The sequence below is a fragment of the Psychrobacillus sp. 05T411 genome (assembly GCF_056396485.1).
Window position 1 is genome coordinate 1 of record NZ_JBFTLO010000032.1, and the last position, 25,027, is coordinate 25,027.

General features: G+C 32.7%; 22 protein-coding genes, 16 tRNA genes, 2 rRNA genes and 1 pseudogene. 28 read left to right on the forward strand and 13 right to left on the reverse strand.

The window, feature by feature from the left end; all coding sequences use genetic code 11:
• From AC1DFT_RS17820 to AC1DFT_RS17910, 19 genes are all read left to right on the forward strand, one after another.
• Positions 1 to 138, forward strand: a 23S ribosomal RNA gene (locus AC1DFT_RS17820); the annotation flags it as partial.
• 124 nt (positions 139 to 262) lie between these two features.
• Positions 263 to 378, forward strand: a 5S ribosomal RNA gene (gene rrf, locus AC1DFT_RS17825).
• A gap of 10 nt (positions 379 to 388) precedes the next feature.
• Positions 389 to 463, forward strand: a tRNA-Asn gene (locus AC1DFT_RS17830).
• Positions 464 to 468: 5 nt separating this feature from the next.
• Positions 469 to 560, forward strand: a tRNA-Ser gene (locus tag AC1DFT_RS17835).
• A gap of 22 nt (positions 561 to 582) precedes the next feature.
• Positions 583 to 657: transfer RNA gene (locus AC1DFT_RS17840), tRNA-Glu, on the forward strand.
• Between the two features lie 30 nt (positions 658 to 687).
• Positions 688 to 763: transfer RNA gene (locus AC1DFT_RS17845), tRNA-Val, on the forward strand.
• A 28-nt stretch (positions 764 to 791) separates the two neighbouring features.
• Positions 792 to 868, forward strand: a tRNA-Met gene (locus tag AC1DFT_RS17850).
• An 8-nt stretch (positions 869 to 876) separates the two neighbouring features.
• Positions 877 to 943, forward strand: a tRNA-Asp gene (locus AC1DFT_RS17855).
• A 93-nt stretch (positions 944 to 1,036) separates the two neighbouring features.
• Positions 1,037 to 1,112, forward strand: a tRNA-Phe gene (locus AC1DFT_RS17860).
• Positions 1,113 to 1,125: 13 nt separating this feature from the next.
• Positions 1,126 to 1,201 (forward strand) — tRNA-Thr (locus AC1DFT_RS17865).
• Between the two features lie 3 nt (positions 1,202 to 1,204).
• Positions 1,205 to 1,288 (forward strand) — tRNA-Tyr (locus AC1DFT_RS17870).
• Positions 1,289 to 1,294: 6 nt separating this feature from the next.
• Positions 1,295 to 1,368 (forward strand) — tRNA-Trp (locus AC1DFT_RS17875).
• Between the two features lie 27 nt (positions 1,369 to 1,395).
• Positions 1,396 to 1,471, forward strand: a tRNA-His gene (locus tag AC1DFT_RS17880).
• 38 nt (positions 1,472 to 1,509) lie between these two features.
• Positions 1,510 to 1,582: transfer RNA gene (locus AC1DFT_RS17885), tRNA-His, on the forward strand.
• 4 nt (positions 1,583 to 1,586) lie between these two features.
• A tRNA-Gln gene (locus AC1DFT_RS17890) sits at positions 1,587 to 1,658 on the forward strand.
• 7 nt (positions 1,659 to 1,665) lie between these two features.
• Positions 1,666 to 1,740 (forward strand) — tRNA-Gly (locus AC1DFT_RS17895).
• A gap of 11 nt (positions 1,741 to 1,751) precedes the next feature.
• A tRNA-Cys gene (locus AC1DFT_RS17900) sits at positions 1,752 to 1,825 on the forward strand.
• A gap of 33 nt (positions 1,826 to 1,858) precedes the next feature.
• Positions 1,859 to 1,941, forward strand: a tRNA-Leu gene (locus AC1DFT_RS17905).
• Between the two features lie 110 nt (positions 1,942 to 2,051).
• Positions 2,052 to 2,798, forward strand: coding sequence for a phospholipase D-like domain-containing protein (locus AC1DFT_RS17910; protein ID WP_478160501.1), 747 nt, complete (start codon positions 2,052 to 2,054; stop codon positions 2,796 to 2,798).
• 46 nt (positions 2,799 to 2,844) lie between these two features.
• Here AC1DFT_RS17910 and AC1DFT_RS17915 read toward each other — a convergent pair whose 3' ends face one another.
• From AC1DFT_RS17915 to AC1DFT_RS17935, 5 genes are all read right to left on the reverse strand, one after another.
• Positions 2,845 to 3,978: a tyrosine-type recombinase/integrase gene (locus AC1DFT_RS17915; RefSeq protein WP_478160503.1), complete on the reverse strand. Its 1,134-nt coding sequence runs from the start codon at positions 3,976 to 3,978 to the stop codon at positions 2,845 to 2,847.
• Positions 3,979 to 3,996: 18 nt separating this feature from the next.
• Positions 3,997 to 4,770 carry a rolling circle replication-associated protein gene (locus AC1DFT_RS17920; RefSeq protein ID WP_478160505.1) on the reverse strand — a complete coding sequence of 258 codons (774 nt, stop codon included), beginning with the start codon at positions 4,768 to 4,770 and terminating at the stop codon, positions 3,997 to 3,999.
• Between the two features lie 194 nt (positions 4,771 to 4,964).
• Positions 4,965 to 6,305, reverse strand: coding sequence for an FtsK/SpoIIIE domain-containing protein (locus AC1DFT_RS17925; protein WP_478160507.1), 1,341 nt, complete (start codon positions 6,303 to 6,305; stop codon positions 4,965 to 4,967).
• Between the two features lie 64 nt (positions 6,306 to 6,369).
• Positions 6,370 to 6,699 (reverse strand): hypothetical protein, encoded by a 330-nt coding sequence (locus AC1DFT_RS17930; RefSeq protein WP_478160509.1) that lies wholly within the window; start codon positions 6,697 to 6,699, stop codon positions 6,370 to 6,372.
• Between the two features lie 12 nt (positions 6,700 to 6,711).
• A complete protein-coding gene (locus AC1DFT_RS17935; protein ID WP_478160511.1) occupies positions 6,712 to 7,023 on the reverse strand; it encodes a DUF771 domain-containing protein in 312 nt (103 codons plus the stop codon).
• Positions 7,024 to 7,221: 198 nt separating this feature from the next.
• On the opposite strand from AC1DFT_RS17935, the gene AC1DFT_RS17940 reads away from it, so the two are divergent.
• The gene (locus AC1DFT_RS17940) at positions 7,222 to 8,070 is read left to right on the forward strand and encodes a helix-turn-helix domain-containing protein (protein WP_478160513.1); all 849 of its coding nucleotides are present in this window, start codon (positions 7,222 to 7,224) and stop codon (positions 8,068 to 8,070) included.
• A 129-nt stretch (positions 8,071 to 8,199) separates the two neighbouring features.
• Here AC1DFT_RS17940 and AC1DFT_RS17945 read toward each other — a convergent pair whose 3' ends face one another.
• Together AC1DFT_RS17945 and AC1DFT_RS17950 are read right to left on the reverse strand one after the other, a co-directional pair.
• Positions 8,200 to 8,940, reverse strand: a complete 741-nt coding sequence (locus AC1DFT_RS17945; protein ID WP_478160515.1) for a hypothetical protein — start codon at positions 8,938 to 8,940, stop codon at positions 8,200 to 8,202.
• 114 nt (positions 8,941 to 9,054) lie between these two features.
• On the reverse strand, positions 9,055 to 9,180 hold the full coding sequence (locus AC1DFT_RS17950; RefSeq protein WP_478160517.1) for a hypothetical protein: 126 nt from the start codon (positions 9,178 to 9,180) through the stop codon (positions 9,055 to 9,057).
• Between the two features lie 374 nt (positions 9,181 to 9,554).
• On the opposite strand from AC1DFT_RS17950, the gene AC1DFT_RS17955 reads away from it, so the two are divergent.
• Together AC1DFT_RS17955 and AC1DFT_RS17960 are read left to right on the forward strand one after the other, a co-directional pair.
• Positions 9,555 to 10,580: a hypothetical protein gene (locus AC1DFT_RS17955; protein WP_478160519.1), complete on the forward strand. Its 1,026-nt coding sequence runs from the start codon at positions 9,555 to 9,557 to the stop codon at positions 10,578 to 10,580.
• A complete protein-coding gene (locus AC1DFT_RS17960; RefSeq protein WP_478160521.1) occupies positions 10,577 to 12,187 on the forward strand; it encodes a hypothetical protein in 1,611 nt (536 codons plus the stop codon). The genes AC1DFT_RS17955 and AC1DFT_RS17960 overlap by 4 nt, the downstream gene beginning before the upstream one ends.
• A 613-nt stretch (positions 12,188 to 12,800) precedes the next feature.
• On the opposite strand, the gene AC1DFT_RS17965 is transcribed toward AC1DFT_RS17960, so the two are convergent.
• From AC1DFT_RS17965 to AC1DFT_RS17980, 4 genes and pseudogenes are all read right to left on the reverse strand, one after another.
• Positions 12,801 to 14,093 carry a TRAP transporter large permease gene (locus AC1DFT_RS17965; RefSeq protein WP_478160523.1) on the reverse strand — a complete coding sequence of 431 codons (1,293 nt, stop codon included), beginning with the start codon at positions 14,091 to 14,093 and terminating at the stop codon, positions 12,801 to 12,803.
• Positions 14,094 to 14,112: 19 nt separating this feature from the next.
• Positions 14,113 to 14,613 carry a TRAP transporter small permease gene (locus AC1DFT_RS17970; protein ID WP_478160525.1) on the reverse strand — a complete coding sequence of 167 codons (501 nt, stop codon included), beginning with the start codon at positions 14,611 to 14,613 and terminating at the stop codon, positions 14,113 to 14,115.
• Positions 14,614 to 14,717: 104 nt separating this feature from the next.
• Positions 14,718 to 15,917, reverse strand: coding sequence for a TRAP transporter substrate-binding protein (locus AC1DFT_RS17975; RefSeq protein ID WP_478160527.1), 1,200 nt, complete (start codon positions 15,915 to 15,917; stop codon positions 14,718 to 14,720).
• Between the two features lie 388 nt (positions 15,918 to 16,305).
• Positions 16,306 to 16,503: pseudogene (locus AC1DFT_RS17980) on the reverse strand (fumarylacetoacetate hydrolase family protein); the annotation flags it as partial.
• Positions 16,504 to 16,902: 399 nt separating this feature from the next.
• On the opposite strand from AC1DFT_RS17980, the gene AC1DFT_RS17985 reads away from it, so the two are divergent.
• The 4 genes from AC1DFT_RS17985 (at position 16,903) to AC1DFT_RS18000 (ending at position 21,496) form a co-directional block, all read left to right on the forward strand.
• Positions 16,903 to 17,919: a 2-hydroxyacid dehydrogenase gene (locus AC1DFT_RS17985; protein ID WP_478160529.1), complete on the forward strand. Its 1,017-nt coding sequence runs from the start codon at positions 16,903 to 16,905 to the stop codon at positions 17,917 to 17,919.
• A gap of 57 nt (positions 17,920 to 17,976) precedes the next feature.
• A complete protein-coding gene (locus AC1DFT_RS17990; RefSeq protein ID WP_478160531.1) occupies positions 17,977 to 18,624 on the forward strand; it encodes a GntR family transcriptional regulator in 648 nt (215 codons plus the stop codon).
• Between the two features lie 42 nt (positions 18,625 to 18,666).
• Positions 18,667 to 20,088, forward strand: coding sequence for an NAD-dependent succinate-semialdehyde dehydrogenase (locus tag AC1DFT_RS17995; RefSeq protein WP_478160533.1), 1,422 nt, complete (start codon positions 18,667 to 18,669; stop codon positions 20,086 to 20,088).
• Between the two features lie 100 nt (positions 20,089 to 20,188).
• Positions 20,189 to 21,496: an aminotransferase family protein gene (locus tag AC1DFT_RS18000; protein WP_478160535.1), complete on the forward strand. Its 1,308-nt coding sequence runs from the start codon at positions 20,189 to 20,191 to the stop codon at positions 21,494 to 21,496.
• An 85-nt stretch (positions 21,497 to 21,581) separates the two neighbouring features.
• Here the strand turns inward: AC1DFT_RS18000 and AC1DFT_RS18005 are convergent, their stop codons facing one another.
• Complete coding sequence (locus tag AC1DFT_RS18005) at positions 21,582 to 22,121, reverse strand: DUF6933 domain-containing protein (RefSeq protein ID WP_478160537.1); 540 nt, start codon at positions 22,119 to 22,121, stop codon at positions 21,582 to 21,584.
• Positions 22,122 to 22,238: 117 nt separating this feature from the next.
• Complete coding sequence (locus tag AC1DFT_RS18010; protein ID WP_478160539.1) at positions 22,239 to 23,087, reverse strand: MBL fold metallo-hydrolase; 849 nt, start codon at positions 23,085 to 23,087, stop codon at positions 22,239 to 22,241.
• Between the two features lie 154 nt (positions 23,088 to 23,241).
• Between AC1DFT_RS18010 and AC1DFT_RS18015 the strand changes: the two genes are divergently transcribed.
• Both AC1DFT_RS18015 and AC1DFT_RS18020 read left to right on the forward strand, forming a co-directional pair.
• Positions 23,242 to 23,859, forward strand: coding sequence for a TVP38/TMEM64 family protein (locus tag AC1DFT_RS18015; protein WP_478160541.1), 618 nt, complete (start codon positions 23,242 to 23,244; stop codon positions 23,857 to 23,859).
• 22 nt (positions 23,860 to 23,881) lie between these two features.
• Positions 23,882 to 24,940: an LTA glycolipid anchor biosynthesis glycosyltransferase, IagA/BgsA family gene (locus AC1DFT_RS18020; RefSeq protein ID WP_478160543.1), complete on the forward strand. Its 1,059-nt coding sequence runs from the start codon at positions 23,882 to 23,884 to the stop codon at positions 24,938 to 24,940.
• Positions 24,941 to 25,027 lie beyond the last annotated feature (87 nt).

The window sequence follows — 25,027 nt, forward strand, 5'->3', positions numbered from 1 at the left end:
AGTAAGATCCCTCAAAGACGATGAGGTAGATAGGTTCGGGAGTAAGATCCCTCAAAGACGATGAGGTAGATAGGTTCGGGGTGGAAGCGTGGCGACACGTGCAGCTGACGAATACTAATCGATCGAGGACTTAACCAAATGTATTTATTTGTTTGAAAATGTCGTTTATCCAGTTTTGAAAGAATAAAAAATATTTATTAAAATAACTATTGCAATTTTATCTAGTTATGGTATAATAAAACTTGTCTTTCAAATTAATATGTCTAGTGATGAAGGCGAAGAGGTCACACCCGTTCCCATACCGAACACGGAAGTTAAGCTCTTCAGCGCCGATGGTAGTTGGGGGTTTCCCCCTGTGAGAGTAGGACGTCGCTGGGCATAATAATATTCCGAAGTAGCTCAGTGGTAGAGCAATCGGCTGTTAACCGATTGGTCGTAGGTTCGAGTCCTACCTTCGGAGCCATTAATGGAGAGCTGTCCGAGTGGCCGAAGGAGCACGATTGGAAATCGTGTAGGCGGGTAACCCTGTCTCAAGGGTTCAAATCCCTTGCTCTCCGCCAGATAACTTCTCTAATACATAATGGCCCCTTGGTCAAGCGGTTAAGACACCGCCCTTTCACGGCGGTAACACGGGTTCGAATCCCGTAGGGGTCACCATTACTTTATAAACAATACCAGCATTACCATGGAGGATTAGCTCAGCTGGGAGAGCATCTGCCTTACAAGCAGAGGGTCGGCGGTTCGAGCCCGTCATCCTCCACCATTATTTTAAAAAGTAAGTATAATATTATCGCGGGGTGGAGCAGTTCGGTAGCTCGTCGGGCTCATAACCCGAAGGTCACAGGTTCAAATCCTGTCCCCGCAACCAAATGGTCCCGTGGTGTAGCGGTTAACATGCCTGCCTGTCACGCAGGAGATCGCCGGTTCGATCCCGGTCGAGAAAGCAATCGAGTGAAAGAAGGAGCGTACCTAAGTACGTGACTGATAGAACGAGTGCAGCTGACGAAGAGATGCGAAGCTTAGCGTAAATCGAAATGGCTCAGTAGCTCAGTCGGTAGAGCAAAGGACTGAAAATCCTTGTGTCGGCGGTTCGATTCCGTCCTGAGCCACCATATTTATCTTTACGCCGGAGTAGCTCAACTGGTAGAGCAACTGACTTGTAATCAGTAGGTTGAGGGTTCAAGTCCTTTCTCCGGCACCACTTGGAGGGGTAGCGAAGTGGCTAAACGCGGCGGACTGTAAATCCGCTCCTTAGGGTTCGGCGGTTCGAATCCGTCCCCCTCCACCAGTTTTTAGGGGCATAGTTTAACGGTAGAATAGAGGTCTCCAAAACCTTTGATGTGGGTTCGATTCCTACTGCCCCTGCCAACTATTTATTAGTTAACTTGAATAATGGCGATTGTGGCGAAGTGGTTAACGCACCGGATTGTGATTCCGGCACTCGTGGGTTCAATTCCCATCAGTCGCCCCATATTCCTTTAGAGTTAACTCTTTTTTTATTTAATAATGGCGATTGTGGCGAAGTGGTTAACGCACCGGATTGTGATTCCGGCACTCGTGGGTTCAATTCCCATCAGTCGCCCMATTGGGGTATAGCCAAGCGGTAAGGCAACGGATTTTGATTCCGTCATGCCCTGGTTCGAATCCAGGTTCCCCAGTTTATTTGCGGAAGTAGTTCAGTGGTAGAACACCACCTTGCCAAGGTGGGGGTCGCGAGTTCGAACCTCGTCTTCCGCTCCATTATTTCCTACGGCGGCATAGCCAAGTGGTAAGGCACAGGTCTGCAACACCTTTATCACCGGTTCAAATCCGGTTGCCGCCTCCAGTTTTATAAATTAAACTTTGATACTTATATTTTGCCGGTGTGGCGGAATTGGCAGACGCGCGGGACTCAAAATCCCGTATCCTCTGGATGTGTCGGTTCGACCCCGACCACCGGTATCAGAAATAGCTTGGAACCCTTGATATATCAGGGGTTTCTTTTTATATGTAGAAAATTTGTAGAAATAACTATAAAATCAAATTATACAAATAGAGTAGGAGTGGTTAAAATGGATTCACTGGATTTTCTAAGAACTATGATAGAAACTGTAAAATATGATGATGACTATAAAAATAAAGATCAGTTATTAAATATTTTGAGAAATTCCTATTTGAAATTCGATCAAACTAATGTATTTGCAACTAAAAGTTATCAATTTTGGGAGTATGTTAGTTTAAGAGTTCCAGTGCCTATGCTAAACGAAGCGAAGCAATTAAAAGACGTTTTTGAAAGATTAGCTTTTGATATTTACGAAGAAACTGCTGAGTTTGATATGAAAGGTTTGAACATTAAGCCTAAAGTAATAAACAGAGAAGATAATTTACATAGTGAACATGATGTAGTTTTTGATGAAATAAAAGATACAATAATTCAAGGTATTAGGAATGCTAAATATACTATTTGGATTGCAGTGGCATGGTTTACTGATTCAGAGATTTATGATGAATTAGTTGTTAAAAAAAATGAAGGTGTTAATGTAAGAATAATAACTTCAAATGAAGAAAGTAATAACAAAATAATTTCAAAATTAGAATGTGAATTTGAAGTAGTAAAAGTTCCTTTAAGAGGTTATTGGGGTAATAGTCGTTTGCATGATAAATTTTGTATTATTGATTTAGATTATGTAATGCATGGATCTTTTAATTGGAGTAAAAATGCTAATTATAATGATGAAACTCTTGCCACTGCATTAGACAAAGACTTTGCTAGAAAATTTACTGATGAGTTTATCAAACTTTATAATGAATATAAATAAATAAGCACCCTCATATTATTTAATAAATTATGTGAGGGTGCCATTATTATTTATAGATTTCGTAAGTTATATTATTTATTAGTGTTTTATTCTTTTCTCGCATCTCTTTAATAACATGTACATACACTCTACTTGTAATAGACGTGTCTTTATGACCGAGTATTTCAGATAAGACAGTAAGATCTACGCCTTTGTATATTAAAAAGCTTCCATACGTATGTCTCGCTCCGTGCATCGTAATAAGGGGGGTTATCTCTAATTTTTTTAATGCACGTCTTAGAGATTGATTTACAGCGTTATTAGATACAATTCCTTCAATATAGTGAAAGAATACTTGGTTGTATAGATTAGTGACTTCATATTGTTCAAAAAGACGCTGCTGATCTTCATAAAATTGCTTCAGTAAAGTAGTCGTTTTACTATCAATGAAGATTGTACGACAAGAAGAATAGGTTTTTGTTGCTTTGAAACCTGAGTGCGTATGGTAGTCGTAGGATTTGTTTATGTCAATTTCTTGATTATCTAAGTCAATATCTTCCCACGTTAAGCCAAGTAACTCACCGTAACGCATACCGGTTGTAAAAGCGACAATAATCATAAGGTAGCTTGGTATTTTTGGATCTAGACGTTCTTTGAAATAAGCAATGACTTGTTTCGTATCTTCATAGTTTAAAAATTTATCTTCGGCTTTTTTAGTGTTATTAGTTCTAGAGATAACGGCTTTATTTGTAAAGTTATCTAATATGATTTTTTCCTCTACTGCATTTGATACACATTGTCTAATATGATTATTGAATTTAGATGTAGATGCTGGAGAATGTGTTTCTGCATATTTATTTAGTATTTGTTGATATGTTTTCTTCGTATAGTCCGTTATCAAATGCTCATTACAATATTGTTTAATTGAGTTTAAAGTCGTTTCATATTTCGTATAAGTTCGATTCGAAACGATTGGTTTTTTATAAAGTTCCATCCATTCTTTAAAATAAAAATGGAATGGGACTTTTTTATTTAGGACATAACCGCTTTTCATTAGAAGTTCTTTTTCAGTTGCTGCACTAATAGCCTCAGCTTTAGTGCGAAAACCACCTTTTGAAATTTTTTTAAACTCATTTGTTAAGGAATCTTTGGTAGAAATCGTATATTGCCATGTCTTTCCTCGTTTCATATAACTAGCCATACAACACCTCCAATGTAATTACTTTTTCTCTGAAAGCTTCGTATAACGGATAGGGTAGGTAAACCATTCGTCTCCAACTTTCTTTTTTCCAAAGTATTCTTTTTGAAATAAGATTTGTGATTCATTAAACTCTATTTTTTTTTCTAAGTATTTTACAGTAATATTTGGTTTAATAAGATTCTTAGAAGTGAAAAAACGTTTCTTTCCCATAAATTTAATTAAAAACTGTGGATCATCTAAGTTTTTAGCAAAGTACTTACTTAAATAACGTCCACGATTTTCTTTAGAATCAGCATCTACTTTTTGAATATTTACAGAACCAAATCCCCATAACTCAGTTAATTCTTTGTATGGTATTTTGGGAACTGAAAAGAGCATGACATGATAATGAATAGCACCCCTTTTTTGTTGTTCCCAAACCGCTAAATATTTTAAAATTGCTTTTTTTGTTTTATAGATTTTATAGTTTAATCGTTTAATGAATTTCATAAATTCATAATTGCTATCTTCAATATCTTGAACGTTTTCTTTAAAGGTGAGAGTAAGAAAGCTAGTTGAATTATCAAAATTTACATCAATTAATCTGCAAATTGTCCATCTTTCATTTAAGTATCTCTTTTGCATTCGTTCTATACGTTCTTTTTTCATTTCTGGTGTAGCATCTTGAAAGGAAATTCGATTTATATTTTCTGATGATGTATTTATATAATCATATGCAATAGGTTCAGCGTATTCATATACTTCAGTTATGGATGATTTAATCACTTTCGTGTTATAAAATCTTGTACACATAAGTATTAATCTCCAATTTAATAGGTTGAAATTCTCGTTATGTTTGTGTATATAACAAGTTAACTGCTTCCGCTTTGCTCCAGCATGGCATTTACTGCTATAAAACGACCGCTCCGCTAAATTCTTCGTTGCACAAAGAATTTCCCTTTCATAACAGTAAACGCTAGAGAATAGGGAGCTGTGGTATTTGTTATTTACTCATACTCACCATAATTCTCATTACCTATTTGAATTAGTGTTTTTAACGTATTTTGAAAATCTAAGGATTCTAAATCTAAAAATGGAGCATCGTATCCTCTTGGGGTGCTCCAATTGTAACCGTCAATAAAAATTAATCCTTTTCCTGTACCAGTTTCAACGGTAGGTAACTCTTCCCACTCATCACCTAAAGTCATCCGATAACCAATTTTAGAAAGTTGGCCTAAACCTATACGTAACCCAATTTGATCACGAATAGAGGAAGAAATAGCTTCAACACTAGGCTTCTGTGTGCTTAAAATAAGAAATACACCAGCTTGACGCCCTTTCATAATCATTTGCTTTAGATATGAATCTACTTCTTTAGCAATCTTTTTATCTTCTTCCATAAATGCAGCAACCTCATCAAAGAAAATGATAATAGGACGGAGCCCAAAGTATTGATAATTAACGCCCATTTTAGCTGTGGGACTACTAAAATATTTTTCATATCTATTATTCATTTGTTCATTTAAACTTCTAAGAATTTTTGCAATTTGATTAGGTGAATAGGCCACAAATTCTGAACCATTCGGAATAGAATGTACAAGTGAAGATAAATCACTTCTTTTAGGATCTAGAATAAAGATTTCTGCACCTTGTTTTGCAAATTGAAGTATTAAATTATATAGCATATAAGTTTTACCAGAGGATGTTGCACCAGCAACTAGTGCGTGTGGAACTTTTGCATAATCCCAAACTTTTTCATTATCTAATATAATTTTTCCGCTTATATTTGGAATATCATTTACAGTATTGATTAATAGTGGTTCAACTTTATTTAACAAAAATTCATAACGAGTGTATTGTGGATTCATAGAATTTACTTCAAGAAGTGAAAGAGATAATGCTGATTCTAATAAGTCGGATAAATCATTAATTTTTTTGGTATATGAGGCACCATGAGTATAGGTATCAATGATAAGTTTGGACTCAGTGAAATAAAAAATAAATTTAAGTGAAGTATAGATTTTTTCATTGCATTCAAACTTTTCTGAAAAATAAAAGTGGTTTGTTTTAATAACATCAAATAGTAATGCTTTAATTTTTTGAGCATACGAAAATGAAAATTTACTTGTAAAATACGCCCAAAACCATAATGGAAGTAAAAAGAAATAGGGTACAAAAATTAAATAATCAGAGATTTGATATTTAAAAAATTGATTAACGATTGGTTGAATAGTTTTTAAAGCCATTGATAATGCAAATGGAATAAGTGACAAAGCCAAATATTCAATAAATCTAAGTTTATGTTTATATGATACTTTATATTTTTTCATTTTTAATGTATTCTTCAATATGAAGACCTTCTTTCTAAAGAACCTTATCAGAGCAGCAACTTTGATAAGGTAGTAGTATTAGTTATTTAACGACATTAATAGCTTTTGCTTTAAATGATAGTGCTACACGATTATTTTGAACGTATGTGTTAGCTTGAAGGTCTTCTAGTTTTACTACAAGTGTTTCTCCTTCATTGATTTGTTCGGGTTTAATAGTTGGAGTAGTACCCTCAATTTTCACAGAAATTTTGTCCCAATTGTATTCATTAAGCACTAGATTATATTTGTACCCCACAACTTCGCCTGTATTTATTCCATTCTCAAATTTTGTGTATGCCTCAGGTTTTTCAACTAATAACATTTTTTCACCAAATAATGATAAATTTAATAAGTCTCTAACTGTAATTGCCATAAATTTTTCCTCCTAAATTTCTTTCATAATTTCTGGAAATCTTAATTCTAAAAATTCCATTGTTTTTGAAGCTAAAAAGTAATATTTGCTGCCTTTTGTTTTTGGATAATGTATGAATGATTCTAAATCAGGTTTGAATTTCGAATTACATAGAATTTTCTCAGTAAATGTTTTTCGGCTAATACAAATTCTAGATAAAACATCGTCCATGCTCCACCATATATCCCTGTTATTCCCTTTCTTTAATTTGTTGTAATCTTCAACTTCTATAATCACTAAGTTTTCTGGAAGTTGAATAGGTAATGTGATTTCGAATTTTTGCAACTATATGCCACCTTTCTTTATCATCGGAATTAAAAGTTCTGTATTTTTTAATATGCAGAACTTTTAATTCGTATTGAATAATTAAATTATATAACCTGAAAAATTAAATGCAAGTAAAACTTTTTAAAACTTTTATTAAATGTTAAAATAAACTTTAAGAAATATTCGATTGGAAAATGAGAAAAGTGGGTGCTAACAATGGTTAAAATAGAAAAAAAAGATGTTGGAAAAAGAATAAAAGCTATACGAAATAAAGGAAATTGGACATTGGAGGAGTTTGGGGTATTAGTTTCAAATGCTTCAAAGGGGTTAGTAAGTAATTGGGAAAATGGTGTTAACTTACCAAGTGAAAAACGTTTAAAATTGATTGCAATTTTAGGAAATACAAAAGTTGATTGGCTTCTTTATGGTGAATTAGAAGATTATTTGAGAAAAGTTTTTTCGGTTTTTGACATACCTTATCTAGATGATGATTTTTTCGTTAGTTTATCTAAGTTAGTTTCTCAAAATAAGATTGCTTATGATAATATAGAGAAAATTTTAGAAATAGCTATTAAGCTGAGACCGGCCCTTAATAACGATGAACAATTTAATTATATAAGTAAAAAAATGGGTATAATTGTTGAAACTATAGAATCATATGCATTTGAAGAAGATGAATTCTATAGGAAAGTTTTTCTTCCAATGCTTAGTCAATTATTTGAACAAGAAGATTATTTAGTTGATCCACTAAAAAAAAGAAATCAACAAATTATTCTGAAGGTCTTAGACATGTTAGCTAGGTGCAATGAAAATCAAAAAGAGGATATAGAAGATTTAATAACAAAAATCTCGTGGCTTGCTAATGATAATGTATTTGTAGCATCTTTAGAATATTTACCTGAATATGCTTCCCATGGTGGTTTTACAAAAGATGTTCCTTTTATCCATAAAGTTGAAAGAACACAAAAGCACGTAATAAAAGATTTCAAAAAACTTTACAATGAAATTTCAGATAAAGTTGAAGATATTTTTAATAGAAATTATGAGCAATATTACTCTAAATAATTTTTACCTAAAGAAAGTTAAAAAAGGTATTTTAGAGCCTCTATAATATAATTCTTCATATATATTTTCCTTTCTACATATTAGGTATATAAAAATGAGCGAGGTAGTTGCGTTACCCCGCTCATAATTTTATTTGAGCCTGTATAATAGTTTCTTTCCACGAGCCTCAATTAAATCGTTGATTTTTTCAATGATAGAAATAATATTTTCATAGGATAAGTATGTTGGCAGTGCTTTTTTAATCAAAGAGTGGTCTTTCCAATAAAAATTAACATTTGACCCATCAATATAATCTTCGTAATAGTATTTTTCTGCAAAAGAAACAAAAGTGTTTTCTTCTAAGAAATCCTTGAAATATTGTAAAGTTAAATCCCAATAGTCATCAAGTAAGGTATTTCGTTCAATATTGAAACCCTTGGGAACCAAAGTGAAATTTCCGATTGAGTGCGTTAATTTAGCAAATTTCTTTACACTTTCATTTTCATTGATTTTTTTATAGTGTTCATAAACTTCTTCTTTCAGTAACCATTTGTACCGAGTATGATAATCAACAATTCCTGCTTTATTCCAATAGTCATCCTTTAAATAATTATCATAAGATTTCAATAACAATCTGTATATTCTATAAAATGAATTCATTGTATCGCAATCATAAAATTTTAAATCTTTAGCACTCAAATTCCATAATTTAACATATATTTCTTTTGCAAGTTCACAGCAATCACAATCAAAACTAGATTGTGAGCTATCAAGTTTGAATTTAAAGAATTTCTTTATTGGATTATCCTCATTCTTAACTCTATCTGTAGGTGATTCATTCTTAAAATCGTAATTGTAGCTTTCGTTTCCTAAAAAATCTTCTAGCTTCATAATCTTAACCCTCTTTCACTCCCATAATAAATGTCAAATATTAATTTTAAACTTGTTGAAAATCATCTGCAGAAAATGTCAACTGTGAATTCTACAAGCGGATTTTTAAATAAACTAGTTTAACAGGACACAATGTGTTTTTTTCATGTCCTTTTCCGAAATAGAAGGAGCATTATCATCAGTAAATTCAGAGTGCTCATGCACTGGAACATTAATTTGAATAGATTGTTTAGTTTGCATATTGATCTCTCTTTAAAATAGTGAATTTGATATATTCTTTTGTCTTTAAGGAAATTGAAAGATGTAGGATATTTTGTAAATCATAAACCCTTTTTCCTTTCTGTTGTTATGAATTTGAAATACTATACATTTGGAAATTTGATTTTTCTAGAACAATCAGATAGATTTCAAATGTTTTTTTGAGAGGACATACCCAAAATTAATAATTAGTATCACTATATCTACAGTTTATATCTTTGGAACCTTTTAAGTTAATTATCATTAATTTATAGCAAATATTCCGCCAATAAAGATTATTTATGTTGTAAATATATAGAAAAATTAGTTACACTAATAGTGTGATACATTTGCCATAAATAGATGGAGTGGAATTTATGAGTTATATAATACAATCAACTGAAAAAGTTAGATCAATTGGTTCAGAATATGAAACAAAGGCGTTATTATATTTAATGAATTTTAGACTAGATAGTAATCAAATAAATTACTATGTTATTGATTTTTTTAATGATTTGACAGGTATGTCAAGCATGGGAGATAAACTTTGGGACATACAGTCTAAAGCATCTAAGAATACTAGTGCTAAAGCTTTAGGAAGGGAAATGGTAACCCTTTATAAGAATTATTTGAGCAGTTTAACATTTAATCACTACATACTATTTGTAGGAGGATTAACAAAAACTATAAGAATAGATAACACTAAAAATGTTTTTGAGTTAGATAATGTTACTGAAAAAGCTCTAAGAAGTATTAAAATGGGGTTAAAAGAAGAAGCACAGTCAAAGACATATATAGATTCTACAAAAGTTACAGATGAAAATATTGATAAATTTTTAAAAGTTGTTCAAATTGTAGTTGATGATAAAAAAAATTCTGAGTATGTTAAATCAATTATTAAAACTAGTGTTAAGCTGCTACCTTCAGATGAAGTATTAGATTCTATCTTTGATGAAATCAAAGATAAACAATCTTTAAAGAAAAACTCAATTGTTGAAAATATTGTTATCAAAACAAGTCATGAGGCTCTAAATTATAGTAGACATTTGACTGGTGAAGAAATTAGATTAATGGCTATTTCAAGAATTATTAATAGAAATCCTTTAGATAACGGAGTGCCAGCTTCATTCTATGATATTATTCGTGATTTACATACACATAAAAAGAAAGATTATGTCTTAAATGGACAAATTGGAGTTGCCAAAGCAATTTCCAATAAAAATAATATAGATAATTTCTGGAGATTTTTTGAAAACGTTTATTTTGTAACTCTGGAAAATCCGAATGAGGATGTAAATGCTATTTTTGATAAATTAGATAAAGATTTAATGGGGAATTGTCCAGAATTCGATTTAATATCTATAAAGTATTTTATAGCCACTGTAAAGGATGGGATATCATGATAATTAATAAAATTGCTATAGGAAATGATACAGAAGGATTCATTGAAGATAGATTTGTAGATGGTATTAATCTAATTTCCAGTGATGATAATAATAAAGGGAAAACAATCTTAATACAAGGAATGATGTATGCTTTAGGTAACGTACCTACCTTTCCAGTGTCATTTCAATATAAAGATTATTACTATATTATCGAATTCACTGTGAATGATACCTTATATAAGATTTGTAGATATAAAGAGGATTTTATTGTAAAAACTAATAATGAATTAAGGCATTTTGAAAATACATCTGAGTTTAGAAGATATTGGGATAAGGTGATATTTAATTTACCCCAAATAACTAAGAATAATAGAAATATCATTGTACATCCAGAATTGTTTTTACAATTATTTTTTGTTGGTCAAGATAAGAAGAATACTTCTACAATTGCTAATTCGGGATATTATAAAAAAGAAGATTTCATAAATATGTTGTATCGGATTTGTGGTATTGAAAATTCAATTGATGTAACAGAAATTGAAAAACAAAAGCAATTATTGAGTAAATATAATCATGAAAGAAAACTATTACTAAAGCAACATAAGATTCTTAGTTCTAAAAAGAAAGAGTTAGCACACTTTAGTACAACTAATGATAGAATTCAATTTAAAAATAACTTAGAAAAAATTGAAAAAGTAAATGATAGCATTACTGAATTAAATAAAGAAAGAAATAGAAACATAGCAAGAAAAATCAAGTGCGAAACAGCAATCAAAGAAATTATATCATTGAATAGAGATTTAGATACAGGTGAAATAGTTTGTTTATCATGTGGCTCAGTACATATAGGATATAAAACTGCGAGTAAAAAAGGTTATGCATTTGATATTACAACTGCAGATATCAGAAAAGATATTATTAATTCAATTCATAACAAAATAAATGATTATGAAGAAGAGATAGAACGTATAAATATATCAATAAGTGAGAAGCAAAATATACTTAAAGATTTATTGTCAGTAGAAGAAGTTTCGTTAGAATCTCTATTATTGTATAAAGAGGATTTATTTAATGCTGCAGATGCTGATAAAAAGATAACTGATTTGGATATTAAAATTAATGAGATAAAATCAGAACTAACAAATTTTGAAACTATAAAAATATCTAAAGCTGAAACCGAAAAAGAATTACTTGCAAGAATACTAGACATGATGAATTCAATTTATAAAGAACATGAACCAGCTGGAACATTAAAATTTGATAATTTATTTACTAAAAAGAGTGAGACTTATTCAGGAAGTGAACAAACTATTTTTTATCTATTAAAGATGTATGTTTTTCAAAAGGTAACTAAACATAATTATCCTATAATAGTTGATTCATTTCGTTCCGAAGATTTATCTACAGAAAAAGAAAAGATTTTTTTAGAGTTATTTAACGAACTTGAAAATCAAGTTATATTTACTACGACTTTAAAAGCAGAAGAGGTAGGTAAATATGATCGAGAGGAATTTAAATTTATTAACCATATTGACTATTCTGATCATACACCAAGTAGCATATTAAAAAGTGAGTATAGGGATTCTTTCAATACAATTTTAAAAGATATTGTAGAAAATTTGTAGAAAACAAAAATATAAACTCGTTTTATCACTCTTAAACAATGTGATTAAATCGGGTTTCTTCTTATCTATATAAACGTATTCTAACGCAATTACCCCGACCACCGGTATCTTTTGAAGAAAATATGTTCATTTTAATCAATATAAACCTCCAAACGTTGATAAATCAATGTTTGGAGGTTTTTATTATGTGACAAGAAGAAGGAGGAAGGAAAGGGTTAGGATTGGCAAAACTATCCATAATTTAAATGAAAACTTTATAAGCTTAGACTAGAATCTCCGAAAGATGATTTTCTGATGAAATCGACAGGGTTTTCAGATTGTATTCCACATAATCAAAGAACTAATTTTAATACAGTTGCATTCTTAAATATTATAGACTCATTAGTAAAGCTACTGTTGAAGTAATCGAAATACCTAATAATTAGTTTTAGGTTTGTTAGATGTTATTGTACGGTTTAGATGGTATGAAGCATTATGGCAGGCAAAGGAGCTAAGTAGCTTGAATACCGGAAAAGTTTGTGGTTAACCCCATCGTCATAAGAAGTCATCTACTGAAAGAAGCTTTAGTTTAGAAATTAAAATTTTCTATTAATATCAAATACTAGCACTTTCATTAACCACCTGTTCCACCTATTAAATTCGGTAAAAACATAATGAATGGTTCTGCAAACATAAAAACAAATAGTAATATGATTAGGGCAATCGTAAATGGAAGTGTTGCTTTAGCAACTTGTTCTAAAGTTAATCCACTAATAGCACTAGCAACGTTAAGGTTATCCCCAACTGGTGGTGTTAAAAAACCAATTTCTGCTGCTAAAATCATGATAATCCCAAAGTGCACCGGATGCATTCCTAATTCTGTTACAACAGGTAATAAAATAGGAGCTAATAAAATAATTCCAGCTAATGTTTCCATAAACATTCCGATAAAAACAAGTAGGATAACAATTGCAGAAAGAATAACCCATGACCCGACGGGAAGAGATGTTAAAAACTCGGCAATTAATATAGGGATCTTCTCTATTGTAAGAATTCTTCCATAAGTAGAAGCAGTGGCTATAATAATAAGGATTATCCCAGAAATTAGAGTAGTCTGTTTAAATAATTCAATTGCATCTGCTCGTTTTATTTCCTTATAAATAAAAATGCCTAAAAATGCACTATAAGCTACTGCAATACCTGCTGCTTCTGTTGGAGTAAATATTCCTCCGTAAATTCCGCCGAGTACAACAATTGGCATTAACAGTGTCCATTTTGCCTCATTAATATAATTAAAGCGTTCTTTCCAAGTAGCTTTTTTTCCAGATCCAATATAACCTCTCTTTTTAGAGGTAACATAACTGATGGACCAAAGTAACGCCGCGATAAATAAACCGGGTATGACACCTGCAATGAATAAATCTCCAATAGAAGTATTTGTTGTAATACCATAAATAATTAAAGGTATGCTTGGTGGAATAATTATTCCGAGGGTTCCGGCTGAAGCAACTACTCCCGAACTGAATCCTGGATCGTACTTTTCTTTTACCATTGCTGGGATCATAATTCCACCGATAGCAGCAACTGTCGCTGGACCAGATCCACTAAGCGCTGCAAAAACGGTACAAGCCAAAATTGCAACTCCAGCAAGTCCTCCAGTCTGGTGACCAACAAATGACTTTGCAACATCAATTAGTCGTCTAGAGAGCCCTCCATGTTCCATTATTAAACCAGCAAATACAAATAGCGGAACTGCCATTAAAGCATAAGAATCTACTGTAGTAAACATTCCTTGCGCAATGAACTGCAGTGGCATTTTTTCTGTGATGAATAATGTTAAAACAGATGATATACCAAGTGCAAACGCGATAGGAACACTAAGAATCATTAAAACAATAAAACTTCCAAATAATATTAGAGTAGCCATGCTCTCACCCCCTGTAAAATTAATGGCTTTCTTTTGAGTTTCTCAATTCCTTAAAGCCATTTATGATATGTTGGGTAACTCTAAATGTCATTAATAAAGCTCCCATTGGTAATCCGAGATATACAATATACATTGGAATTCGGTTGGCAGGTGATACCTGTCCCATCTTGAACTGATTAATAACTGTTTGAGTACTATAGTAATCTATGAATATTAGAAAACCTATCCAACAAAATAGAGCAATTATTTTAAGCATTTGACTATAAGATGGAGAAATTTTATGCAGCATGTCCACTAAAAAGTTAAATTTTACATGTCGCTGATACCTTACCGCATAGGCTGCACTTGTATAAACAAACCAAACAAATGCATATCTTGATAATTCCTCTGACCATGTTAATGACTCGTTAAAAATATAACGCATAACAACTTGGAAGATACATAAAAATGAGAAGAAGATTAATAAACTTGCTGATAAATACGTTTCAATATGGTCATCTAAATGTTTATAAAGTTTCATTAAAGTCGCCTCCTTAAACCCATTTAAACTAAAATGCACCCAGAACTTCTTGATTAAGTTATGGTATAATCGTCAAGTCGCTAGGTGCATATTCTAATATATTATTATTTTATAGCATCTAGGAATTTATCATTTCCAGTAGCTTCAAGTAATTTGATTAACTTCTCTTTATCGACTTTATCTGCATTCTTTTCATAAAATGGCACGGAAGCCTCAATCCATGCATTATATTCTTCATCAGTTAGGTCTCTAAAGATAGCACCTTCTTCTTCAAGCTTAACTCTTAGCTCGGTATCGATAGTACTATTTAACTTTCTTAAATACTTAACTGTATCATCTATAGAGGTTTGGATTATATCTTGATCTTCTTTAGAAAGTCCATTAAAGAAATCTTTGTTCATGATATATATTTCAGGGTCGTAAATATGGCCTGTTGTTGTAATATATTTACTAACCTCGTGGAATTTTCCCGAATAGATGAGTCCAAGGACATTTTCAACGCCATCGACAACACCTTGAGATAAACCCGTAAACACTTCTGTAAAGGCTAATGGTGTTGGATTTGCTCCTACTTCTTTCCAATATGCGATATGCATAGGGACTTCCATCGTGCGAAGTTTCAGCCCATTGATATCCTCCGGTGTAACGATTTCTCCTTTATTATTGGATAAGTGTCTATAACCGAGTTCACCATAATTTAATCCAACAAGTCCACTTTCTTCTAATCCTGTCAATAATTCTTGTCCAAATTTTCCATCAACAACTTCATGTGCTGTCTCTGAATCTTTAAAAATAAATGGGAAATCAAATATTTGTAATGCAGAGGAGAAGTTTGCAAGCACTCCAACTGAAGGAGATGACATCTGAATATTGCCTGCTTGTGTACTTTCTATCATTTCTCTTTCTCCACCAAGCTGACCATCAGGATAAATATCAACTTCGATTCTATTATCGGACCTTTCTTCAACAAGTCTTTTAAATTCCAAAAACGCTTCGTGTTGAGTAGTTTCTGTAGAGACAACATGTGCAGCCATAATTGTGATTTTTTTATCACTACTTGCGATTCCTTTTGTAGCACTGCCACTACTACTTGGTTTTGAATTTGTATTACTAGAACACGCTACTAGTGATAGAGTAGCAAAAGCTAAAAGTAAAAAATATAACCCTTTTTTCAACATATTAATATCCCCTTTGCTAATGTCATCCAACAAACTTTCTTTAAGAACAAACCACCAATTACTATACATATTTAATGCCACAATCTTAGTAAAACTATCATCTTTCCAATCGATAATTACTCGCAATGTCTCACACTTTTAGCAAACTAAAAGTAGAGTTTTTTTTCTGCTTGGAAAACTTGATATAAAAGCTAAATATTTTTGATATCTTCGCCCCTTTCAATAAGTACTTGAATATTTCTGTGTAAACATATAATTACATCTGTACCTGAAATAGGCACTTGGTATCGGTATAGATCCTATAACTATCTAAACAAGTGATCACTTTTCAAATTCCATATAAGAATATTATTTTTTAATAGTTACTGTGGTATGTGCTTCTCATTATTTACACGAATTCCAGTCAAATTTATATTTTAGTTCTTACAACTGCTTTATAATGCTTTTTAGTCGATTGTCGACAAAATTAGCGTCTTACCTATAATTTTTAAATACTAAATCATATATTTTAAAATTAGCTATCTGTAGACAATACAATCTTATTTTTTAATTCACCAATACCTTTAATACGAACTACCATTTCATCTTTTGGATTTACTGTACCTACACCAAAGGGGGTTCCGGTAATAGTTACATCTCCCGGAAGAAGTGTCATTACTTTGGATACATAGCTCCCGATATAGTCTATTCCGAAGATCATATTTTCAGTATTGGAACTTTGCTTTTATACACCAAATAATATATTCCTATATTTATCCTCAAATCTAATTATAGTAGTAATAACTCCTTTCATTTTTTACTATAACCAAATACTGGATTTAGCTATCTTAACTTGACAATAGATTAATAGTTAGAACATTCTATGTCCTGGGTAATGCTAATTATTCAAACAATGAAAAACTCTTTTTCTATCCACAACTTTTACTAATCAGCAGAAATTCAACACTTTTAACAAATATAAATTAGTGGTTGTGAAGTAATCTTCTATCTAAGTTAGAAGCGAATTAAAAATCTTTTTAGAATTAAACTTTCAGCTCTAACACACCACGTTTTTTTTAGGTAGTCATATTGTCGACTATCGACAATATAATAAATATGTGGGGGGAATTATGTGAGCAAAAAAAGGATTATTGCCTATAATCGATTGGAGAAACCTGTATTAGAAGAATTAAAAAGTAAGTATGATGTTAAGTTTTTTAAAAATATAAATACTAAAACGGACAAAGTGTTTCTAGATTACTTAGAAAAAACAGAAGGGATTATTGGGCTGGAATTAGAAGTTGATAAGGATCTATTAGAAAATGCACCTAATTTGAAAATCGTAAGTAATGTTTCTGTTGGCTATAATAATTTAGATATAGAAGAATTAACAAAGAGGAACATTATGGCAACAAATACACCAGATGTTTTAACAGATACTGTTGCCGATACAATATTTGGTCTATTACTAGCTACCGCAAGACGAATTCCAGAGTTAGACCACTTTGTTAAAACAAAACAATGGAATGGTTCATTAGAATCGGAGCATTATGGCATAGATGTGCATCATAAAACATTAGGTATTATTGGAATGGGAAAAATAGGGCAAGCAATTGCTCAGCGTGCAAACCTTGGATTTGATATGAATATTTTATACAATACTCGTACAAAAAAGCCTGAAGCTGAAGCAAAATATAATGCTACCTATTGTAATTTAGATGAATTACTTAAACAATCTGATTTTGTTGTACTAATTACTCCATTAACGGAGGAAACAAATGGTTTTATTGGTCGAAGGGAATTTCAACTTATGAAAAAGTCAGCCATTTTCATTAATGGCTCTCGGGGAAAAACCATTATAGAAAAAGATCTTATTGAAGCATTAAAAAAAGGTGAAATTGCTGCAGCGGGTCTCGATGTTTTTAAAATAGAACCGATTGAACATGACAATCCATTATTAAATATGAAAAATGTTGTAACACTTCCTCACATTGGATCTTCAACCTATGAAACAGAGTTAAGAATGTCTGAACTAGCGGCGAAAAGCCTTGTTGCTGGACTAAATGGTGAAAAGCCACCTTCTTTAATTAATTCGGACGTTTGGGAAAGTATTAAGCCAGTGGTGAGTAAAAAAGTCAATTGCCAATAGTAGATTAACTGGTTAATTGTAACATGAGGGCAACCTTAAGGGGGGATTTCGTTTAATATGAATGATTCCATTAAACAAGAGTCATTAGGTGAGCTTGTTGCAAATGAAATTAGAAAAAGTATTTGGAGTAAAGAACTAGAATTTGGACAAAGGTTAATTGAAAATGATTTATCGGAAAAGTACGATGTTAGTCGAAGTACAATAAGAGATGCCCTCAAAATTCTAGAATTTGAAGAATTGGTAATTAGTAAGCCAAGAAAAGGCACTTATATTTCTCCATTTTCTAATAAAGATTGGCGAGAAATAATTGAACTTCGAACGATGGTAGAAACTTATGCCTTCGTTAAAGTGATTCCAAAGCTTAAAAGTGAGCAAATAAGGATATTAGAGATGATTCTAGAAGATATGCGTATCAATACAATAAACGGAAATTGGAGTAATTTATTTGACCTAGATATGAAGTTTCATAGTTACGTTGTAAATTTATCTGGAAATGCTCGAGTTATTAGGATATATGAGTCCATCCAGGTTCAAATAAGAACTTTTCTCGTTAATCTTGATAAATATTATTCTACTCACCAGTCATTCTACGAAGAACAAAAAGAACTATTTGAAACGATGTTAACGAAAGACCTTGAACTAATTGATAAAAAGATCCGTATCCATATTGAATATGTAGAGGGTAAACTTCTGGCAAATGACTAAAATGCAATTAGTGATGAATAAATTTTATTAGAGGTGATATGAATGCAAAACTTATTGTTTATTGATGGAAATTGGACTGGGGAAAACTTGGAGAAGTTTCCGGTCTACAACCCGGCTACTGGTGACATAGTATCTGAAGTCCCAAATGGAGGTAAAGAAGAGGCGCTTGCAGCCGTGGAAGCGGCACATCGGGCATTTGAGTCATGGTCTGACAGTACTGCTTATGAGCGGGCCACTCTACTAAAAAAGTACTTTCATTTAATTATTGACCATGAAGAAGACTTAGCAGAATTAATGACGAAAGAAATGGGAAAGCCGTTTACTGAAGCAAAAGGTGAAGTTCATTATGCTGCAAACTATATTGAATGGTATGCAGAACAGGCAAAACGGATTTACGGTGAAACAATTCCTAGCCATGATAAGAACAMACGACTGCAAGTTTGGAAAAAACCTATTGGTGTCGTTGCTGCAATTACACCATGGAATTTCCCTGCTGCCATGTTAACGAGAAAAATGGGGCCAGCTTTAGCTGCTGGATGTACAGTTGTTATAAAGCCAGCAAGTGACACACCATTAACGGCGATTAAACTCGTAGAATTGGCGGAAAAAGCAGGGTTTCCAAAGGGAGTTATTAATATTGTAACTGGTTCTTCTAGTGAAATAGGTGGTGTCTTTTTATCAGATCCACGAGTAAAAAAGGTTACCTTTACCGGTTCTACGGAAGTTGGAAAAGTTCTAATGCGACAGGGTGCTGACACCGTGAAGAAGCTTAGTCTTGAGCTTGGTGGTCATGCCCCGATGATTGTTCTTAACGATGCAAATATCGAAACTGCAGTTCAAGGAGTCATGGCTTCAAAATTTAGAAATGGTGGTCAGACTTGTGTTTGTGTCAATCGGGTTTATGTACAGTCTAAAATCTATGAACAGTTCATAGATGTCTTTGCTGCTCGGGTAAAAGAACTAAAAGTTGGGAATGGGATGGAAAGCGGTGTAAATATCGGTCCATTAATTAATCAGGCCGCCGTGGAAAAAGTCACTGAACATGTCGAAGATGCTGAAAAAAATGGCGCGACAGTAGTTGTGGGTGGCGGGCAGCCAAAAGAAAAAGGGAATTACTATTTGCCAACAATCATTAAAGATGCAAATGAAAATATGTTAATTATGCGTGAAGAAACATTTGGCCCAGTTGCTCCGATCCAAAAATTTGAGAGCATTGAAGAGGCAATTAAACTAGCAAATGATACACCTTATGGTTTAGCGGCATACGTCTTTACAGAAAATATTTCGCAAGGTACAAAGATTATTGAAAAGTTAGATTATGGAATTATCGGTTGGAATGATGGTGCACCTTCTGCTGTGCAAGCCCCATTTGGCGGCATGAAAGAAAGTGGACTTGGACGTGAAGGTGGACATCAAGGTATTGATGATTTTCTAGAAATTCAATATGTATCGATCGGAATCTAATAGATTTATAGAATTGTTTGAAGATCGATTTATTGAGCTGCTTGCAAGAAAGGTACAAAAAGAAAGATCCATAAATTAATATATTAGGAGGAGAAGAAATATGTCAATAACACCGAAACAAAGTTTAAAAGAGGAATTAGTGGAGTTAGACAAAAAGCATTTTATTCATCCGACATCTAATATGAAACAACTTCAAGAGAATGGTCCAACATTTATTTTTACTGAAGGTGACGGGATTTATTTGAAGGATGTGGAAGGAAGAAAATTAATGGATAGCCTTTCTTCCCTTTGGAATGTAAACATTGGGCATGGGCGTAAAGAGCTTGCAGAAGTGGCGAAAGAACAAATGGAAAAACTAGCATTCACTTCGACTTTTAATAACTGGAGCCATGAACCAGTTATTAGACTTGCTGCCGAAATTGCCAAATGGACACCCGGAGATTTAAATGCGACATTCTTTACTTCTGGTGGATCGGAATCCAATGATACTGCATTTAAAACAGTTCGTCATTATTGGAAAATGAAAGGGCAACCAGAAAAAAAGAAAATTATATCTAGAAAACTTTCTTATCATGGCGTTGCAATGGGAGCAACAAGTGCAACGGGTATTGAACAATTCCATTCGTTTACAACGTCAATCGCTCCTGATTTTCACTATGTCGATAGTTCAGTAGTATCATTGAAAGAACTGATTGAAAAAGAAGGTGCTGATACGATTGCAGCATATATTTCAGAGCCTGTTCAAGGATCCGGTGGGGTAAATCTCCCTCCGGAAGGATATTTCCAAGAAGTTCGAAAAATTTGTGATGAAAATAATATCTTATTTATTGCAGATGAAGTGATTTGCGGTTTCGGGCGTCTAGGAACCAATTTTGGTATTGAACGTTTCGGTGTGATACCTGACATTATTACGATGGCTAAAGGGATAACAAGCGGATATGCGCCATTAGGTGGTATGGTTCTTTCTGAAAGGCTTCATAATGATATCATTGAAAACACTGAAGGGAACTTCTGGCATGGCTATACGTATAGTGGTCATCCGACTGCAGCTGCTGTTGCACTCAAAAATTTAGAAATTATTAAGAATGAAAACTTAATTGATAATGTTAATGAGGTTGGAAAACAAATGCTTGAAGGTTTTGAGTGGATAAAAGAACAAAATGATAATGTGAACGATGTTCGTGGAATGGGCTTACTTGGAGCAATTAGTCTAGAAAAAGCTTCAAAATCTGCTGAACCAATCGGACCTAAAGTAGTTGCAAAAGCACTTGAAAAAGGACTAATTTGCCGTTCTGTTATTTACGACGGGCAGGATACTCTTGCATTTGCACCACCCCTTATAATCACAAAAAATCAAATGGATGATATGATTACAATCGTCAATGAAGCCATTAAAGCAGTAAAATAATATGGGCAGGTTGGCATTTATGCCAACCTGTTTTTAAATTATGGAGTGCCTCGAAGTATCACTTTTTGCACCACACACCAACCATCTACATATCTAAAGCTTTTGTTTGAAATATCGGAATATCCGTCAATGCCTCCAAATCCTTATACATTTCTTGATTTGGATAGATGTAGTCTTTCTTTCCATCACCGACTAATAGACGACTAAGCTTTATACTTAAGGCAGTTTGATAAATTGAATCATTATCAATCAATTTCTCTAAGAAATATACCGTTTCACATGCTTTATTCATCCTTGAAACTAATGTCCTGTTTTTTGTTTTCGAATAAGTAAAATTCTTGGCAGAATCAATAAACTGCTCGATTACATCGTTGTTTATAGACTCTTGTTCAAGGGTATTTCGGATGGATTGTAAAATAATTCCATACAAATTTTTAAAATCATTTGCTTTAAGTCCATGCAAAACAATTGCGTAACGATTCTTATCGTTTACAAGCACAACTGTTTTTCTTCGATTAACAATTATCAGGTTAGCATGCCATGATATAAGAGCTTTCTCCTCATTAAGAGTTTCTGGATTCTTTTTTAATTGATCTAACAACTTTTTCGTACATTGAATAATCATAAATTCAAATCCCTTTTTGGCATAATTTTCTCTATATACATTCAAAATCATTCTTAGAAATTTTGAACAATTTTTGGGCTATTTATAAATAAGGAGTCACTCTCCTGTTTTGCATTATTACGCGTACCCATTCACAAAGTACCTAATTATTTCTAAATCATCTTCTGTTAACTCGCGCCCGAAATGTGAGGACATCTCTTCGGCAACATCCTTTAGCTCCCCATTATGTTTCTTCGTTAATAAAGCACTTGTCTTCAACAATAAAGCAAAATGATCAAATTCCTCCTTTGTTAAAGGCGCTGGATGATGAGATAGGAAATAGATTTCGGCATCATAACTTTCAATCTTCTCCAAAAGCTTACACATCTTTTCGATGGTATAATGCCATTTTTCTGCGTACATATTTGCATAGAGACAGTCACCAAGAAATAGCGCTTTTTCCTCCGGTATATAGATGAGATTTGAATCAGATGAATGATCTCCACCAACTTGTTCAATGATACAGGTAGCCCCACCGAGATTCAGTCTAATTCGCTTTTCAAAAATAATAGTGGGATTTGGTATGATAACCTCTCGATTACTTCCAAGTTCTAATTTTATGGCATCAGCACAAAAGGGAATTTCTATCCCTGCTTCGACACGTTCATCTAACTCTTTATCTTCCCATGATAACTGTTGTAGTTGAGTTATTTTATCATTGGTTATGAAATTAGCAATCGAAGGCATGTCCATTTCACACAAGCCAAATACATGATCCCAATGCCAATGTGTAAGAGCCAAAATATCTCCGATGATATGATAGGAAGCCAATTGCTCTTTGAATTGTTTTGCGTGATTGGAAGAATTCCCCGCATCGATCAACAGTGTCTGATCATCCCCCACAATAGCTACTAATATCGGACGATCTGTTTTTTGATAGGAAGGAAGGTAAAAGAGACGATTGGAAAGCTTTTGTAATGTTTGCATGTATTCGTACTCCTTCAAGAATATTTGTATCGTTTATTGTATCCTATTTACATTTCAACACAATAACATAACATTACTTTTACAAAAATGCCATTGTTCTCAAAAACATGAAAGCATACACTGAATGAAAGACTCTTTTACTGAAGGTGGTTCAATGGAAGAGATAGGAGCTAAAGGTACAAATAAAATAGCGAATTATTATTTGAATTATTCTACCCTACTTGGAATGCTTATAATTGGAGCTTTTATTATTTACGGGTATCAGAATGGACTATTTACTTCAACCGAAACATTTAAAGATTTTATAGTAAGCTTTGGTATTTGGGCACCAATCATATTTATTTTCATTCAAATCATTCAAGTTATCATACCGATATTGCCTGGTGCCATAAGTTGTGTTGTAGGAATAATCATTTTCGGGCCTTGGGTTGGTTTACTCTATAATTATGTCGGTATTTGTATAGGGTCTATTATTGTTTTTTTACTTGCTCAAAAATACGGTAGACCGTTTGTTAGGCGGATTGTCGGGAAAAAGTCTTTTGAAAAGTATATTGGTTGGATAAATAGGGGAAATACATTCGATAAAATGTTTGCCTATGCTATTTTTTTCCCAATAGCTCCGGATGATTTACTTTGTTATATTGCAGGTTTAACTAAAATGAAACTGCAAAAATTCATCGTCATTATTTTATTAGGAAAGCCACTGTCTATTGCAATATATAGCCTTGGATTAACAGCCCTTTTACAATACCTAATTGGATTTATAAAATAACGACAAAGGAGCGAGGTTCCTTATGAAAGTATTATTGTATTCGAAGCATTTAAAGTTAGTGGAAAAAAGCGGTGTAGGTAGAGCGATAAACCACCAAAAAAAAGCTTTAGAAGAAAATAACTTGGCTTATACAATAAATAAAAAAGATGATTTTGATATCGTTCATATTAATATGGTTTTTCCAAGTTCTTTATGGATGAGTAGAATAGCGAAGGCAAAAGGAAAGAAAGTTGTTTATCATGCACATTCGACAGAAGAAGATTTTAAAAACTCATTCCGTGGCTCCAACTTTCTAGCACCATTTTTTAAAAAGTGGCTGATTAAATGTTATAGCAGTGGAGATTTGATCATTACACCGACCCCTTATTCTAAAAAACTGTTAGAAGGATACGGTTTAACTAATCCTATTGTGAATATATCTAATGGAATTGATTTACAATATTTTAAGAAAAACATTGAATATAGGAAGCGGTTCAGAGAAAAGTATCAATTAGATGAAAATGCCAAGGTTATTATTTCAGTAGGTCTTTATATTGAAAGAAAAGGAATATTAGATTTTGTAGAACTAGCTAAATCGATGCCTGAATATACGTTTATTTGGTTTGGTTATACCAATTTAAATGCAGTTTCAGCTAAGGTAAAAGCAGCAGTAGAGACTTTTTTACCCAATTTATTATTCCCTGGTTATGTTAATCGTGAAGAAGTCCGGGATGCGTATAGCGGAAGTGATTTGTTTTTATTTCTTACGCATGAGGAAACGGAAGGAATTGTATTACTGGAAGCATTGGCTATGAAAATACCTGTATTGGTTCGTGATATTCCAATTTACGAAGACTGGCTAACTAATAATGAAAATGTATATAAAAGTATTAATATGGAACAATTTAAAGTGGCAATTAAAGGAATAATAAATAATGAATTCCCGTCTTTAGTGGAGAAAGGCTATGATGTCGCAAAGGAAAGAGACATTAGATTAATAGGAAAACAATTAGAAAAAGAATATAGGAAGTTAATCGCTCCTTCCAAATTAGGGTACATCATGGAGAAAGCAAAAAAGCTTAATACAGGTGATACTTTTTAATTTTACTGGATGAATTCACAATTATTTATTAAGCAACTATTTATACTCTACATTTCAACAGTATGATTTGACGATCAGCTAAAAAAG

What these genes read in the sequence shown, in the direction of transcription:
- AC1DFT_RS17945 (WP_478160515.1), bottom strand. Translation starts at nt 8,940, where the DNA reads ATGAAGCTAGAAGATTTTTTAGGAAACGAAAGCTACAATTACGATTTT.
- AC1DFT_RS17955 (WP_478160519.1), top strand. Translation starts at nt 9,555, where the DNA reads ATGAGTTATATAATACAATCAACTGAAAAAGTTAGATCAATTGGTTCA.
- AC1DFT_RS17990 (WP_478160531.1), top strand. Translation starts at nt 17,977, where the DNA reads ATGAATGATTCCATTAAACAAGAGTCATTAGGTGAGCTTGTTGCAAAT.
- AC1DFT_RS18015 (WP_478160541.1), top strand. Translation starts at nt 23,242, where the DNA reads ATGGAAGAGATAGGAGCTAAAGGTACAAATAAAATAGCGAATTATTAT.
- AC1DFT_RS17910 (WP_478160501.1), top strand. Translation starts at nt 2,052, where the DNA reads ATGGATTCACTGGATTTTCTAAGAACTATGATAGAAACTGTAAAATAT.
- AC1DFT_RS18020 (WP_478160543.1), top strand. Translation starts at nt 23,882, where the DNA reads ATGAAAGTATTATTGTATTCGAAGCATTTAAAGTTAGTGGAAAAAAGC.
- AC1DFT_RS18005 (WP_478160537.1), bottom strand. Translation starts at nt 22,121, where the DNA reads ATGATTATTCAATGTACGAAAAAGTTGTTAGATCAATTAAAAAAGAAT.
- AC1DFT_RS17915 (WP_478160503.1), bottom strand. Translation starts at nt 3,978, where the DNA reads ATGGCTAGTTATATGAAACGAGGAAAGACATGGCAATATACGATTTCT.
- AC1DFT_RS17940 (WP_478160513.1), top strand. Translation starts at nt 7,222, where the DNA reads ATGGTTAAAATAGAAAAAAAAGATGTTGGAAAAAGAATAAAAGCTATA.
- AC1DFT_RS17960 (WP_478160521.1), top strand. Translation starts at nt 10,577, where the DNA reads ATGATAATTAATAAAATTGCTATAGGAAATGATACAGAAGGATTCATT.
- AC1DFT_RS17930 (WP_478160509.1), bottom strand. Translation starts at nt 6,699, where the DNA reads ATGGCAATTACAGTTAGAGACTTATTAAATTTATCATTATTTGGTGAA.
- AC1DFT_RS18010 (WP_478160539.1), bottom strand. Translation starts at nt 23,087, where the DNA reads ATGCAAACATTACAAAAGCTTTCCAATCGTCTCTTTTACCTTCCTTCC.
- AC1DFT_RS18000 (WP_478160535.1), top strand. Translation starts at nt 20,189, where the DNA reads ATGTCAATAACACCGAAACAAAGTTTAAAAGAGGAATTAGTGGAGTTA.
- AC1DFT_RS17950 (WP_478160517.1), bottom strand. Translation starts at nt 9,180, where the DNA reads ATGCAAACTAAACAATCTATTCAAATTAATGTTCCAGTGCATGAGCAC.
- AC1DFT_RS17965 (WP_478160523.1), bottom strand. Translation starts at nt 14,093, where the DNA reads ATGGCTACTCTAATATTATTTGGAAGTTTTATTGTTTTAATGATTCTT.
- AC1DFT_RS17970 (WP_478160525.1), bottom strand. Translation starts at nt 14,613, where the DNA reads ATGAAACTTTATAAACATTTAGATGACCATATTGAAACGTATTTATCA.
- AC1DFT_RS17920 (WP_478160505.1), bottom strand. Translation starts at nt 4,770, where the DNA reads ATGTGTACAAGATTTTATAACACGAAAGTGATTAAATCATCCATAACT.